Below are 13667 nucleotides of genomic sequence, written 5' to 3'. Positions count from 1 at the left end.
ATTCTAATAAGACCAGTGTAAAGTCTCGCCATGAAATTTCTATTCGACATATTCCCCCTGCTCGCCTTCTTCGCCGCCTTCAAACTGGGCGGCATGTATGAAGCGGCCACGCACGACTTCGTGCAGCAATATTTGTCCGGCTTCGTGTCAGGCGGCCTGATCAAGGCCGACCAGGCGCCGTGGATACTCGCCACCCTCGTCGGCATCATCGCCACCGCCTGCCAGGTCAGCTATCTGCTGCTGCGCGGGCGCAAGGTGGACGGCATGCTGTGGCTGTCGCTGTTCATTTTTGTCGTGTTCGGTGGCGCCAGCATTTACCTGCATGATGATTTCTTCCTGAAATGGAAGCCGACTCTGATCTACTGGCTGTCCGGCCTGGCCCTCTTGATCGCCCACGTGGGTTTCAAGAAAAACCTGATCCGCAAGACCATGGAAGCGCAAGTGCAATTGCCCGAAGTTGTGTGGAACCAGCTGCTGGCCGCATGGATCATCTTCTTCGGCGCCATCGGCGCACTGAATCTGTTCGTGGCCTTCGTGCTGTACAAGGGCGACATGGCCGCCTGGGTCAGCTTCAAGGCGTTTGGCGCGACGGGCATCTTCTTTGCCTTTATCGTGGCGCAAACCCTGTTCCTGGCCAAACATATCAAGGAAGACGCATGATGACGAACGACACGGCAACGCGCATGGAGCGCATTCGTACCCGCCTGGAAACAGCACTTTCCCCTCTGGAATGCGTGCTGGAAGACGACTCGGCGCGCCACCGGGGCCATGCGGGCGCCGCCTCGGGCGGAGGCCATTACAATCTACGCATAATTTCTAGTCAATTTGAGGGGCTCAGGCTCGTCATGCGCCATCGACTGGTGTATGATTCCGTGCACGATATGATGCATAATGAGATACATGCATTGGCGATTGTGGCACTGGCGCCGTCCGAAGTAGTGTAAGGACGGCGTTTTTGGCGTACCGGGGCAACTCGGTATGCCATTTGCCGCAAGCGCCATGCACGCGTTTTCTTCCCATGCGTTTTTTACGAAACTTTCCCTAACAGGATTTAATAATGACTTTTAAGCCAGCCCGCTTGCTGATCGCACTACTCGCCGTTGTCGCGGTACCTGTTTTTGCGCAAAATGTTGCCGTTGTTAATGGCAAGCCTATCCCATCGTCGCGCGTTGATGCAGTCGTCAAGCAAGTCGTCGCCCAAGGCCAGCAACCGGATTCGCCGCAACTGCGCGAAATGATCAAGAAAGACTTGATCGGCCGTGAAGTGCTGATGCAAGAAGCGGAAAACAAAGGTTTCGGTAAAGATGCAGCAGTCAAGCAGCAAATCGAGAACGCACGCCAGGCCATCGTCATCAACGCCTTGGTCGGCGACTACCTGAAAAAGAACCCGGTCAACGACGCTGAAATCAAGGCTGAATACGACAAGTTCGTGGCCCAGACCGGCGACAAGGAATACCACGTGCGCCACATCCTGGTCGGCACCGAAGCGGAAGCGAAAGACATCATCGCCAAGCTGAAAGGCGGCGCCAAGTTCGAAGATCTGGCCAAGCAATCGAAAGATACCGGTTCGGCCGACAACGGCGGCGACCTGGATTGGGCAGCCCCATCGTCCTTCCCGAAAGTGTTCTCGGACGCCTTCGTGAAACTGCAAAAAGGCCAGGTCACCGACACCCCGGTGCAAACGCCTAACGGCTTCCACGTGATCAAGCTGGACGACACCCGCGCGGCAAAACTGCCGACCCTGGAAGAAGTCAAGCCACAGATCGCCGAAGCGCTGCAGCAAAAGAAACTGCAAGCGTATCAGGAAGAAATGATCAAAAAAGCGAAAGTTCAGTAAGAACTGACCTCCCCGGCGCCCCTTTCGGCGCCGGTCGTGTATTCTGCGCCTGAATGCGCACTGCGCGACAGCCGCGCATATCGATTTTTAGTATATTTATTAGGAATGAACATGATTTTGAAGCCAGCCCGCCTGATCTTAGCCCTGGTCGCCGTTGTAGCGATCCCTGCGTTCGCGCAAAACGTCGCCACCGTGAATGGCAAGGCCATCCCATCGTCGCGCGTCGACCAGGTCGTCAAGCAAGTCGTCGCCCAAGGCAAGCAAGCGGATTCGCCGCAATTGCGCGAAGCCATCAAAAAAGACCTGATCGGCCGCGAAGTGCTGATCCAGGAAGCCGACAAGCAAGGCTACGGCACGCGTCCGGAAGTCAAGTCGCAGATCGACAATGCCCGTCAAAGCATCATCATCAACGCCCTGCTGGCCGACTACGTCAAGAAGAACCCCGTCAAGGATGCTGAAATCAAGGCCGAGTACGACAAGTTCAAGGCACAAGCGGGCGACAAGGAATACCATGCACGCCACATCCTGGTCGCCACCGAAGCGGAAGCGAAAGACATCATCGCCAAGCTGAAAGGCGGCGCCAAGTTCGAAGAACTGGCGAAAGTATCGAAAGACGGTTCCGCAGCCAATGGCGGCGACCTGGACTGGGCTAGCCCAGCTTCGTACGTGAAGCCATTCTCCGACGCCATGGTCGCCCTGAAACCAGGCCAGGTCACGCAAACGCCAGTGCAGTCGCAATTCGGCTTCCACGTGATCAAGCTGGAAGAAACCCGTCCGACGAAGCTGCCGGCACTGGAAGAAGTCAAGGGTCAAGTGGCCGAGTCGCTGCAACAGAAGAAACTCGCCGCCTACCGCGATGAGCTGATGAAAAAAGCCAAAATCCAATAAGAATACCCGATCAAACCTACTGCGCGTCGTGACTTGCGGCCTGCGATGCTCACCGTACTAGAGTACGGTTGCGCTTCTCGGCCACAATTCACTTCCGCTCGCTACGGTTTTATCGGGCATTCTGCCCGGATATAAAGCGCTCCTTGGGGCGCTTTTTTTACGCCTGAAGAAAGCGAGATGGAATGGATCTACATGCCGCACTGAAAGCCGCGCTGGAAGCGGTTGCCGAACCGGGCCGCGCGGTGCCCATGCAAGCCTATATGCGCGACCAGTTCGTTTTCCTGGGCGTGGCAGCGCCACAGCGGCGGCTGGCCGCCAGGGACTTGCTGGCGGGCTTGACGGGCATCGATGCCGCGACCTTGCTCGAGCACGCGCAGCTGCTGTGGCAGCAGCCGGAGCGCGAATACCAGCACGTGGCGCTCGACATGCTGGCCCTGCACCGGCGCCAGCTGAACATCGGGCACATCCCCGCCCTGCTGGCACTGGCGCGCCAGCGGGCCTGGTGGGACAGCGTCGACGGCATGGCGGGCATCGTCGGCGACGTGCTGCAGGCCGAACACCAGCACGGTGGCGACGGCCAGGCGCACATGGATGATGCGCTGCGCCACATGGATTTCTGGCTGCGCCGCATCGCCATGCTGCACCAGCTGGGCTGGCGTGCCGACACGGACGCCGCCTGGCTGTTCGGCGCGGCGCTGGCGCTGGCCCACGAAGACGAGTTTTTCATCCGCAAGGCCATTGGCTGGGCCTTGCGCGATTACGCGCGCCACGCGCCGACAGAGGTGCTGGCTTTTGCCACGGAGCACCGCCAGCAACTGTCTGCGCTCAGCTACCGCGAGGCGTTGAAGCACCAGCCACGGTGAACGCCTGCCCACCGAGCAAGCGCAGCGCGGCGTCGATGCGGGGCGCCGCATCCCAGGCCGGCATGGGCGCCAGCAAGCCCAGCGCCATCTGCCGCAGCGGCTCGGCAATTACCATGGCCAGCAGCAAGCCGGCCAGTTCAGGCGCATTGCTGACCGTCATGTGGCTGCGGGCGGCCTGGCGGCCCAGCCAGTCGGCCAACATGGCCGTGCCCCGCTCGATGCCGTTGCGCTGATACACGGCCAGCAAGTCCGCGCGCGCGGGAAACTCCGTGCACAGCAGGCGGAACAGGCCGACGGCATCCGCCGTCAGCACGCGCGCCGCCACCGCCTGCAATATCTCTTTTAACAGCGGCAACACTTCGCCGGGCGCGGCCGCATCGTGCGCCATGGCTGGCAGGAACGCATCCGTCCAGCCGCGCACCACCAGGGCGACCAGTTCTTCGCGGTTGGCCGCGTATTGATACAGCGACTTCTTGGCCATGCCCGCGTGGCGCGCCACCGCTTCCATGGTCGTGGCCGCATAGCCTTCGTGCAGCAGCAGCCAGGTGGCCGCCTGCACGGCCGCCTCGCGCGCTTCCTCGGGTGGCCGCGCTGGACGGCCCCGTCCACGCACAGCCTTGCTCTCTTCTTCCTGCATGCCGGCTCCAAGCTTGATCGATGGGCAATTTTACACTGAAACATATTTAAGAAACGCAATTCGTTTCTTTAATATATAATCGGCCCACCCCAACAAAGGAGAACGATATGACGAAGCATATGGAATTCCCATGGAGCATCACGAGCACCGGCGACTTGCTCGATCCATTTCCCCTGCGCCTGGAAACGGGCATCACGCGCCTGGAAGACGGCTGCCTGCTGGTGGCGGCGCGCACGGAACTGCACCGCTGCAGCGGGCGCATGCTGGACTGGTGGTTCACGTTTTTCGAGACGACGCAGCACATCAAGTGGTGGCATCCGCACGACCACGTGGCACACCATGGCTGGAACAATGCGTGGAAAAAGGGAGAAAGTTATTACGGCGCCTCGATCGAGGCCGTGGAGTCGCTGGGCGACATTCCGCCCGTGAAAGCCAAGCTGAAGTTCCATGATCCGAAGGAAGTATTTGATACGGCGCAACTGCAGCAGGCCAAGGACAGCGGCACCCTGTCGGCCGCCATCTGCGCGCGCATCGGCTTTGGCGAGCACGTGCAACTGGACCCGCACGGCGACCCGCTCGATGGCGAAATGCTGCACCTGACGCGCGACACGCCCACGGGCTGCGTGCTGCGCAGCCGCTTCTTGCTGGGTCGCAATAGCCTGGACCCCGTGCGCGACGTGCCCGACATGCTGGGCCTGAATTTGCTGCGCCATTGCTACAGCGAGTTTACCTATCTGTCGCGCTTTTTACCGTCGCTGTACTACGGCGAGCACGCCAATGGGGAAAAGGCGCCGCTGCCCTGGTAAAACATGGTTTTACAACTGCTTGTGCATGCGCGCCAGCGGCAGCTTGATGTCATCGGGCAAGTCGAGATGAAACTCTTCCGTCACGGCAAAGCCGCTGGCCAGGTACAGCGGCACGCCGGGCAAGGTGGCGGCCAGTTCCAGGGCCGTAAAACCGGCGGCCAGCGCCTGGCGCTCGCAATGGCGCATCAGCATGCTGCCCAGGCCCTGGCGGGCGGCGCTTGGTTCGACAAAGAAGGCGCGGATGCGGCCCGGCTGGCTGGCCGGATCGAGCAGCGGGTCCGGCCCGCTCTTGGCGCGGTCGGCGCCATACAGGGTGGCGCGCTGGCTCCAGCCGCCGCAAGCCAGCATGGCGCCATCGCGTTCGATCACGAAATACGTCTGGTCGGCAACGAGCTGCGTATCGACGCCGAACACGTAGCGCGTCACGGCCGCGGCCTGTTCCTGCGTATAAAACCCCGCGCTCAGTGCCACGCCGGAGCGGGCGATCAACGCATTCATGGCAGGCACATCGGCCGGCAGCGCCACGCGCAGACTGGTCAACGTGCCAAAGCTGAACCAGGCACGGCTGATGCGGCCCTGCTCCACCTCATACGTCGCCACCAGTTCCTGGGCCGACACGCCATCGTCCGTGTCGCCATGGACGATTTCATGGTCGATCACCAGCTTGCCGCAGGCGATGCGCTCAAGCAACTGCGCCTGCGGCCGGCTTGCCGCGAAACGGGCCGTGAAACGGGGGCCGATCTGCGCGCCGCCCTGCGCCAGCAAGGTATCGGGATGCTGGAATTGCTGCGCATCGTCTGCGTAGATGGCCAGCAAGGCCGGTACGTCGTGCGCGTTGTAGGCGTCCAGTTGCGCCTGGACCACCGTCGTTGGCGAAATGAGTGTATCGTTGGCAAGCGCCATGCGTGTACCTGTTGTGGAGTGGGTGGAAAGTTGCAAAGGGTAACATTGTCACCTCTGTCGCAGCGCGGTTTACTGCGATAATAACAAGATTCGTCGCAAGAAACATATTCAGGCGTCACCAATCAATCGCAAATCGCAGCAGGAGTCAATATCATGAAATGGGAAGGCAATCGCGAAAGCGACAATGTGGAAGATCGCCGTGGCGAAGATGGCGGCGGAGGCGGCGGTGGCGGCTTTGGTTTTGGCGGGCGCTCGATCGGCATCGGCACCATCGTCATCGCCCTCGTCGGCTCGTATGTGCTGGGCGTCAATCCCTTGACCTTGCTGAACCTGCTCAGCGGCGGTGGCGGCCAGGTCAGCACCCAGCAAAGCCAGGCCCCGGCGCGCCAACCGCCCGAATCGGACGAGATGGCCCGCTTCGTGAAAACCGTGCTGGCCGATACGGAAGACACGTGGAGCGCCCTGTTCAAGGCCGAAGGCGGGAGCTATGTGAAACCCAAGCTGGTCTTGTTCTCGGGCAGCACGCCGACGGCGTGCGGCACGGGCCAGAGCGCCAGCGGGCCCTTCTACTGTCCCGGCGACCAGAAAGTCTACCTGGACCTCGATTTCTTCAACCTGATGCAGCAGCGTTTCAAGGTCTCGGGCGAATTTGCGGAAGCGTACGTGATCGCGCATGAAGTGGGCCACCACGTGCAGAACCTGATGGGCTTGTCCGAAAAGGTCGACAATGCGCGCCGCACGCAATCGGAGCGCCAGGCCAACGCCATGTCCGTGCGCCTGGAGTTGCAGGCCGACTGTTTTGCCGGCGTATGGGCGTATCACGCGAACGCCGACCGCAAGATCCTGGAACAGGGCGACGTGGAAGCGGCCCTGAAAGCGGCCACGGCCATCGGCGACGACGCGCTGCAGCGCCAGTCGCAAGGCCATGTGGTGCCCGATTCGTTTACGCACGGCACCTCGGAGCAGCGCGTACGCTGGTTTACCAAGGGCATCGAGAGCGGCCAGATTGCCCAGTGCAATACGTTCGAGGCACGCCAGTTGTAATGACATCCGCGAGCTCCCACGCATGCCGCCCTGCGGGCAGGCATGCGACTGTCAGGGCAAGCTGACGTCGTAGCGCTTGCCCAGTCTTTTCAGCTCGCCCGTCTCGATCAGGTTATTCAGTTCCTGGTCGAACTGCACACGCAGCTTGTCGAAAGTGGGCGAGCGGGGGAAGGCGAAATAGCCGTTTTGCAGTTCGATGATTCTGGGCAGGGGTTTCACCTGGCGTCCATAGCCCAGGCGGGCGATGACGGGATCGGTATTGCGGCGGTTGCTGACGAAGACGTCGACGTGATTGTGCACCAGCATCTTCAAGCCATTTTCCACGTTGTTGGCCACGCTGACCTGCAAGCCGGGCCGCATGCGCTCCCATTCCGCGCCATACGCCCAGCCATTGAGCAGCACCACCCTGCGGTTCTTCAGCACCGCGTAGTCGCCATCCCAGCTGAAGCTGGCGTTCTGGCGCGTATACAAGACCATCTGGTCCTGGTAAAACGGCTTGTCGGAAAAGGCCATGCTGACTATGCGCTCGGGCGTCTTGTAAGGGCCGATCAGGATATCGGCCTGGCCCTGCACCAGCATGGCTTGCGCGCGCGCCCACGGCACCATGCGAAAACGCACGGTGTTACCCGTGCGTGCCGCGATCAGGCGCAGCAGTTCCGCGCCCAGGCCGCCATATTCACCACTGTCCTGGTATTCGAACACGCGCTCGAACTGCGCGCCCACGGCCAGCAGCTCGCGTGCCTGCAGGGGCGCGGCAAATGCCGGCCACAGCAGCGCCAAGGCCAGCAGGCGCCGCCCGGCTTTTTTCATCAGCCGACGATGCGCAAGGAGTAATCGGTGGCCCGCACATCCTTGGTCAGGCTGCCGATCGAAATGCGGTCCACGCCCGTTTCGGCAATGGCGCGCACGGTGTCGAAATTGATGCCGCCCGACGCTTCGAGCAAGGCGCGGCCCTGCGTCAAGGCCACGGCTTCGCGCATCATGTCGTTGCTGAAGTTATCGAGCAAGACGGAGACGGCGCCCGCATCGAGCGCTTCGCGCAATTGCGCCAGGGTTTCCACCTCGATTTGCACGGGCACGCCCGCGTCGAGGTTGCGCGCATTTTCCAGGGCCTGGCTGACGCCGCCCGCGGCCGCGATATGGTTTTCCTTGATCAGGATGCCGTCGTACAGGGCCAGGCGCTGGTTCTTGCCGCCACCCACGCGCACCGCATACTTTTGCGCCAGGCGCAGGCCCGGCAAGGTCTTGCGCGTGTCGAGGATGGACGCCTTGGTACCGGCGATCACGTCGACATACTGGCGCGTGGCCGTGGCCACGGCGGACAGCAGCTGCAGGAAATTGAGGGCGCTGCGCTCGGCCGTGAGCAAGGCGCGCGCCGGCGCCGCAATCGTGCAGACGACGCTGTCGGCCGTCATCATGTCGCCTTCGGCGTAATGCCAGGCGATATCGATGCTGCGGTCCAGGCTTTTCATGATGCCTTCGAACCACGGCGCGCCGCACAGCACGGCTGCTTCGCGCACAATGACACGCGCCGTGACGACGTGGTCTGGCGGCACCAGCTCGCCCGTCAGGTCGCACTGGCCCACGTCTTCCAGCAAGGCGGCCAGCAAATTGCCTTCGAACGCGCGCGCCAGGGCCGGGTCGAAAGGAGCGAAAGAATTAACGAGAGTACTCATGCTGGACCGATTCCTTGGAACAATGTGGTTTCTTTAGCCAGGTCCGCGCCCGGCTTGAGGCCCGCCTTCTTGGCGGCGGCGAAGTCGAGCATGCGGTTAATCGAGCGCACGGCCAGCTGGCCGACGGCAGGATCGACGTGGATTTCGTTGTGCATGTTTTCCAGCGTCTGCGCCAGGTTCAGCAAGCCGTTCATGGCCATCCACGGGCAATGCGCGCAGCTTTTGCACGTGGCGCTGTTGCCGGCCGTGGGCGCTTCGATGAAACGTTTGCCCGGCGCAGCCGCGCGCATCTTGTGCAGGATGCCGTTGTCGGTGGCGACAATGAAGGTATCCGTGTCCATGGTTTGCGCTGCCGCAATCATTTGTGACGTGGAACCCACCATGTCGGCCAGCGCCACCACGTTCGCGGGCGATTCCGGGTGCACGAGCACTTTGGCTTGCGGATATTCTTCCTTGAGCAAATCGAGTTCGATGCCCTTGAATTCGTCGTGCACGAGGCAGCTACCCTGCCACAGCAGCATGTCGGCGCCCGTCTGCTTCTGGATATACGAACCCAGGTGCTTGTCGGGTGCCCACAGGATTTTCTTGCCCTGCGCATGCAGGTGGGCAACGATGTCGAGGCCGATGGACGACGTCACCATCCAGTCCGCGCGCGCTTTGACGGCCGCGCTGGTGTTGGCGTACACCACCACCGTGCGGTCCGGATGGGCGTCGCAGAAAGCCGTGAATTCATCGACCGGGCAGCCGAGGTCGAGCGAGCAGGTCGCGTCGAGGTCGGGCATTAATACCGTTTTCTCGGGACTGAGAATCTTTGCCGTTTCACCCATGAAACGCACGCCGGCCACGACGAGGGTCTTGGCCGGATGGTCGCGCCCGAAGCGGGCCATTTCCAGGGAATCGGAGACGCAGCCGCCCGTGGCTTCTGCCAAGTCTTGCAGGTCAGCATCAACGTAATAGTGGGAAACGAGCACGGCTTCGCGCTCGATCAGCAGGCGCTTGATGCGCGTGATCAGTTCGGCTTTCTCGGCCGGGGACGGCGTCGCTGGCGTGCGTGCCCAGGCGTGGGCAGTGCAGCTGGCTCCGTCTTGTGGATGTTCGTACTCGACGGATTTGATGGCTAAAGTTTGCATGGCTGTGTCAAACAAAAACGGGATAGACCGGCGCGATTGCAATAAAGCAGGTGCGCCGGAACGAATGAACCGCGGCGCGTCGGTGTGGTGCCGGGTGGCTGGCGGTTGGCAACGCCGGCTTGGATTGTCGGATTACACTCCGCTAATCCGACCTACGCGACCTACGCGACCAACTCACCCTGACGTAGGTCGGATTAGCGCACAGCGCGTAATCCGACACAACGTTACCCTACAAATTAATCAATACCCTGGCTCTTGAGGTAATCCTCATAGTTGCCGCGGTAGTCGACCACTTCATCTTCCTTGATCTCGATGATGCGGTTGGCCAGCGAAGAAACGAATTCGCGGTCATGCGACACAAAGATCAGGGTGCCCGCGTATTTTTCCAGCGCGATGTTCAAGGACTCGATCGATTCCATGTCCATGTGGTTGGTCGGCTCATCGAGCATCAGCACGTTGTGGCGGCCCAGCATCAGCTTGCCGTACATCATGCGGCCTTTTTCACCACCGGACAGTACCTTGACAGCCTTCTTGACATCGTCGCCGCCGAACAGCAAGCGGCCCAGGATGGAGCGCACGGCCTGGTCGTCGTCGCCCTCTTTCGTCCACTGGCCGATCCAGTCGGTCAGGTTCGTGTCTTTGGCGAAATCTTCCGTCGGGTCTTGCGGCATGTAGCCGACGTTGGCGTTTTCCGCCCACTTCACGCGGCCTTGATCAGGCTGCAAGCCGGCGATGTCGCCCGCGATGCAGCGCAACATGGTGGTCTTGCCGGCGCCGTTGGCACCGATGATGGCGATGCGTTCGCCCGCTTCCACCATGATGGAAAAGTTCTTGAACAGCTGGCGGTCGAAACCTTTCGAGATGTTCTCGACTTCCACGGCCAGGCGGTGCAGTTTCTTTTCGCCGTCGAAACGCACGAAGGGATAGGCACGCGACGATGGCTTGATGTCGTCGACCTTGATCTTTTCGATCTGCTTGGCGCGCGACGTCGCCTGGCGGGCCTTCGACTTGTTCGCAGCAAAACGGCGCACGAATTCCTGCAGCTCGGCAACCTTGTCTTTCGCTTTCGCGTTGTTGGCCAGTTGCTGGTTGCGCGCCTGGGTCGAGGCGAACATGTATTCGTCGTAGTTGCCTGGATAAATCTTCAGGGTACCGTAGTCCATATCGGCCACGTGGGTGCAGACCTGGTTCAGGAAGTGGCGATCATGGGAAATGATGATCATGGTGGAGTTGCGCTCGTTGAGCACGTCTTCCAGCCAGCGAATCGTGTTGATGTCCAGGTTATTCGTCGGCTCGTCGAGCAGCAGGATGTCCGGGTTCGAGAACAACGCCTGCGCCAGCAGCACGCGCAGCTTCCAGCCTGGCGACACATTGCTCATCGGGCCTTGATGCAGGTCGATGGCGACACCGGCGCCCAGCAGCAACTCGCCCGCGCGCGATTCGGCCGTGTAGCCATCATATTCGGACACTTTGCCTTCCAGCTCGGCCGCCTGCATGTAGTCGTCGTCCGTCGCTTCCGGGTTCGCGTAGATCGCGTCGCGCTGCTGGATGGCGGCCCACATTTCCGTGTGGCCCATCATGACGACGTCGAGGACGCGCATGTCTTCAAAGGCAAACTGATCCTGGCGCAGCTTGCCCAGGCGTTCGTTGGTATCGAGCATGACGTTGCCGCCCGACGGGTCCAGGTCGCCGCCCAGGATCTTCATGAACGTCGACTTGCCGCAGCCGTTCGCGCCGATCAAACCATAGCGGTTGCCGTCGCCGAACTTGACGGAGATATTCTCAAACAATGGCTTGGCGCCAAACTGCATCGTAATATTTGCTGTAGATAGCATGTGATATTGGGTCTTTATTCAGTTAAAACAGCTAGTTAAATACTTTTCTCCCATTATACAGCACCCACCCTCATCACTCTATAGTGGTCCGCCGAGGGCGCCCCGAATGCATGCGGAGAAATAATGGCAAGAAAATATGATTGCCGTATTTCCATTTAGCAGATACGCTGCGTGCCATCCATTCCCCCCCTCCACCTCACAGGCTTCACTTGAAAAAAATCACCATCGCCGCGGCCGTGTCCATCGTTGCCATCGCCGCCACCGCCTATGCCTCGCCGTATTACGCCTTGAACCAGATCAAGGCTGCGCTGGCCGAGCGCAACGCCGAAGCCCTGGCCGAACACGTGGACTTCCCTGCCCTGCGCGCCAGCGTCAAGACGCAGCTGGAGGCCAGCATGGCGCGCAGCATCGCGGCGACCGCCGGCAGCGACAACCCGCTGGCCGCGCTGGGCCAGTCGATCGCCAGCGCCATGCTGGGCAAGATGGTCGACACGATGGTCTCGCCTGCCGGCGTCGTCGCGCTGGTCAACAAGAGTGCCGTCAGCCCGCAGGCGAATACAAACGCGGACGCGGACGCGCCCGCCGATGGCGCGCAGAAAAAGGCCGGGTATGCGGCAGGCTATGCCGGCCTGAACACCTTCGTCGTGCGCGCGAAGGATGGTAATGCACAGGAAGGTGCGCTGGTCTTGCTGCGTCATGGCGTGTGGGGCTGGAAACTGAGTTCGATCGAAATTGCGTCGGCGATGGCTGCACGTTAACCGGGAACACGCATGCAAGGAACACGCATGCGCAAGCGATCTGAGACACAATGCGTGCCACTTGTTATCCGATTGCAGGAAAATTTCATGCTGAAACACCCAGCTTTATCGCTGGCAATCGCCCTTGCCAGCGCCACGTCACCCGCCCATGCCCTCGATGGCACGGCCGGGAACAGCCACTCCGTTGCTTCGCGCATGCAAGCGGAAACGTCGAAGGCCGCCGATCCCGACGCGCCCGCGCCGCTGCCCGTGCCCAGCGATATCTCGCTGGCCGAACTGGAGCGCCGCCTGGCGCTGGGTCAGGCGCAGGCCGCTGAAAAACACTATGCGAGCGCGCTCGGTCCGGCCGCGTTGACCGGCCTGGCGCAGCAGATGGGGTGCCTGGATATCGTCGGTGTGCAACCGTTCGGCTTCCCGCTCGACCCAACGCAGCCCACCGTCCTCAGCGGTGCCCACCTGCTGGCCCGCTGCCCGGACCGGGCCTACGTGACGATCACGGCGATGTCGATGGCGGGCAAGGCGGGCAAGCGCGCCGGTCTTTCACCGCAATCGTTCAACCAGACGGTGAATGGCCGGCCCGCGCGGCGCCTGTATTACAAGGCCCCCAACGGCCGCCAGAAGGAAACGCTGACCATCATCGACGGCAGTTATGGGTATGCGCTCGAATACTGGTCGCTCGACGACAGCCAGCAAGGCGGCATGGTCGGCAAGCGCCGCATGGACACATTGACGTTGCCGCAACAAGACGGGCATAAATAGATAAAATACTGTATATTTGTACAGTTATTCACTATTGCCCTGCCCAACATGCCTGCACACCCGCACATCGAATTACCCTACACCATCTGCGTCAGCGCCACGCTTGACGCGGAGGTTGAGCAAGCCATCCTCGAGGGCTTGAACGCTTACAACGATGCGATCACGGGATACCAGGACAGGCAGGTATTGAGCGTGGTCGTGCGCGACCGCGACAGCCAGCGGGTGCTGGGCGGCGCCATGGGCCGGACCTCGCTGGGCCTGCTGTTTCTCGATTTGTTTTACTTGCCCGCCGCCTTGCGGGGCTTGGGCCTGGGCAGTCAGATACTGGCGCAGTTCGAAGAGGAAGGACGCCGGCGCGGCTGCGCCTCGGCGGTGCTGTACACCATCAGTTTCCAGGCGCCCGAATTTTACGAGCGCCGCGGCTGGCGCCGCTTCGGCGACATCGCCTGCAGCCCCGAAGGCACGAGCAGGGTGTTCATGAGCAAGATCTTGTAGGTAGCATACGGCAGTGGCTGGCGGCTAAGCTGCCGC

General features: G+C 61.3%; 16 protein-coding genes. 10 read left to right on the top strand and 6 right to left on the bottom strand.

Annotated features, from left to right (window positions below):
- Window positions 1–30 precede the first annotated feature (30 nt).
- From ACQ4WO_RS11895 to ACQ4WO_RS11875, 5 genes are all read left to right on the top strand, one after another.
- Window positions 31–660 carry a septation protein A gene (locus ACQ4WO_RS11895; protein WP_128143165.1) on the top strand — a complete coding sequence of 210 codons (630 nt, stop codon included), beginning with the start codon at window positions 31–33 and terminating at the stop codon, window positions 658–660.
- A complete protein-coding gene (locus ACQ4WO_RS11890) occupies window positions 657–944 on the top strand; it encodes a BolA family protein (RefSeq protein ID WP_058048143.1) in 288 nt (95 codons plus the stop codon). The genes ACQ4WO_RS11895 and ACQ4WO_RS11890 overlap by 4 nt, the downstream gene beginning before the upstream one ends.
- A 113-nt stretch (window positions 945–1057) precedes the next feature.
- Window positions 1058–1837 (top strand): peptidylprolyl isomerase, encoded by a 780-nt coding sequence (locus ACQ4WO_RS11885; RefSeq protein ID WP_034756076.1) that lies wholly within the window; start codon window positions 1058–1060, stop codon window positions 1835–1837.
- Window positions 1838–1948: 111 nt separating this feature from the next.
- Window positions 1949–2725, top strand: coding sequence for a peptidylprolyl isomerase (locus ACQ4WO_RS11880; RefSeq protein ID WP_034756072.1), 777 nt, complete (start codon window positions 1949–1951; stop codon window positions 2723–2725).
- A gap of 182 nt (window positions 2726–2907) precedes the next feature.
- On the top strand, window positions 2908–3588 hold the full coding sequence (locus tag ACQ4WO_RS11875) for a DNA alkylation repair protein (protein WP_436481602.1): 681 nt from the start codon (window positions 2908–2910) through the stop codon (window positions 3586–3588).
- Here ACQ4WO_RS11875 and ACQ4WO_RS11870 read toward each other — a convergent pair.
- Window positions 3551–4225: a TetR/AcrR family transcriptional regulator gene (locus ACQ4WO_RS11870; protein WP_436481601.1), complete on the bottom strand. Its 675-nt coding sequence runs from the start codon at window positions 4223–4225 to the stop codon at window positions 3551–3553. The two genes, ACQ4WO_RS11875 and ACQ4WO_RS11870, sit on opposite strands and share 38 nt — an antisense overlap.
- Before the next feature lie 107 nt (window positions 4226–4332).
- Here ACQ4WO_RS11870 and ACQ4WO_RS11865 point away from each other — a divergent pair, with 107 nt between their 5' ends.
- Window positions 4333–5031: a DAPG hydrolase family protein gene (locus ACQ4WO_RS11865; RefSeq protein ID WP_436481600.1), complete on the top strand. Its 699-nt coding sequence runs from the start codon at window positions 4333–4335 to the stop codon at window positions 5029–5031.
- A 9-nt stretch (window positions 5032–5040) separates the two neighbouring features.
- Here the strand turns inward: ACQ4WO_RS11865 and ACQ4WO_RS11860 are convergent, their stop codons facing one another.
- Window positions 5041–5934, bottom strand: a complete 894-nt coding sequence (locus ACQ4WO_RS11860; protein ID WP_436481599.1) for a GNAT family N-acetyltransferase — start codon at window positions 5932–5934, stop codon at window positions 5041–5043.
- Between the two features lie 153 nt (window positions 5935–6087).
- On the opposite strand from ACQ4WO_RS11860, the gene ypfJ reads away from it, so the two are divergent.
- Window positions 6088–6978, top strand: a complete 891-nt coding sequence (gene ypfJ / locus ACQ4WO_RS11855) for a KPN_02809 family neutral zinc metallopeptidase (RefSeq protein ID WP_436481598.1) — start codon at window positions 6088–6090, stop codon at window positions 6976–6978.
- A gap of 51 nt (window positions 6979–7029) precedes the next feature.
- Here the strand turns inward: ypfJ and ACQ4WO_RS11850 are convergent, their stop codons facing one another.
- The 4 genes from ACQ4WO_RS11850 to ACQ4WO_RS11835 form a co-directional block, all read right to left on the bottom strand.
- Window positions 7030–7788 carry a substrate-binding periplasmic protein gene (locus ACQ4WO_RS11850; RefSeq protein ID WP_436481597.1) on the bottom strand — a complete coding sequence of 253 codons (759 nt, stop codon included), beginning with the start codon at window positions 7786–7788 and terminating at the stop codon, window positions 7030–7032.
- On the bottom strand, window positions 7788–8654 hold the full coding sequence (gene nadC, locus ACQ4WO_RS11845) for a carboxylating nicotinate-nucleotide diphosphorylase (protein WP_436481596.1): 867 nt from the start codon (window positions 8652–8654) through the stop codon (window positions 7788–7790). The genes ACQ4WO_RS11850 and nadC overlap by 1 nt, the downstream gene beginning before the upstream one ends.
- Complete coding sequence (nadA, locus tag ACQ4WO_RS11840) at window positions 8651–9784, bottom strand: quinolinate synthase NadA (protein ID WP_436481595.1); 1134 nt, start codon at window positions 9782–9784, stop codon at window positions 8651–8653. The genes nadC and nadA overlap by 4 nt, the downstream gene beginning before the upstream one ends.
- A 236-nt stretch (window positions 9785–10020) precedes the next feature.
- A complete protein-coding gene (locus tag ACQ4WO_RS11835; RefSeq protein WP_034756044.1) occupies window positions 10021–11619 on the bottom strand; it encodes an ABC-F family ATPase in 1599 nt (532 codons plus the stop codon).
- Window positions 11620–11828: 209 nt separating this feature from the next.
- Between ACQ4WO_RS11835 and ACQ4WO_RS11830 the strand changes: the two genes are divergently transcribed.
- From ACQ4WO_RS11830 to ACQ4WO_RS11820, 3 genes are all read left to right on the top strand, one after another.
- Window positions 11829–12377: a DUF2939 domain-containing protein gene (locus ACQ4WO_RS11830; RefSeq protein ID WP_436481594.1), complete on the top strand. Its 549-nt coding sequence runs from the start codon at window positions 11829–11831 to the stop codon at window positions 12375–12377.
- Window positions 12378–12464: 87 nt separating this feature from the next.
- Window positions 12465–13136, top strand: coding sequence for a hypothetical protein (locus tag ACQ4WO_RS11825; protein ID WP_436481593.1), 672 nt, complete (start codon window positions 12465–12467; stop codon window positions 13134–13136).
- 48 nt (window positions 13137–13184) lie between these two features.
- Window positions 13185–13631, top strand: a complete 447-nt coding sequence (locus tag ACQ4WO_RS11820; RefSeq protein WP_436481592.1) for a GNAT family N-acetyltransferase — start codon at window positions 13185–13187, stop codon at window positions 13629–13631.
- Window positions 13632–13667: the final 36 nt, after the last annotated feature.

Origin of the sequence: Janthinobacterium aestuarii (assembly GCF_051380835.1) — a bacterium.
Classification (GTDB): Bacteria; Pseudomonadota; Gammaproteobacteria; order Burkholderiales; family Burkholderiaceae_D; genus Janthinobacterium; species Janthinobacterium aestuarii.
The sequence above is the reverse complement of the archived record's forward strand: the minus strand, read 5'-3'. Positions and strand labels throughout refer to the sequence as shown.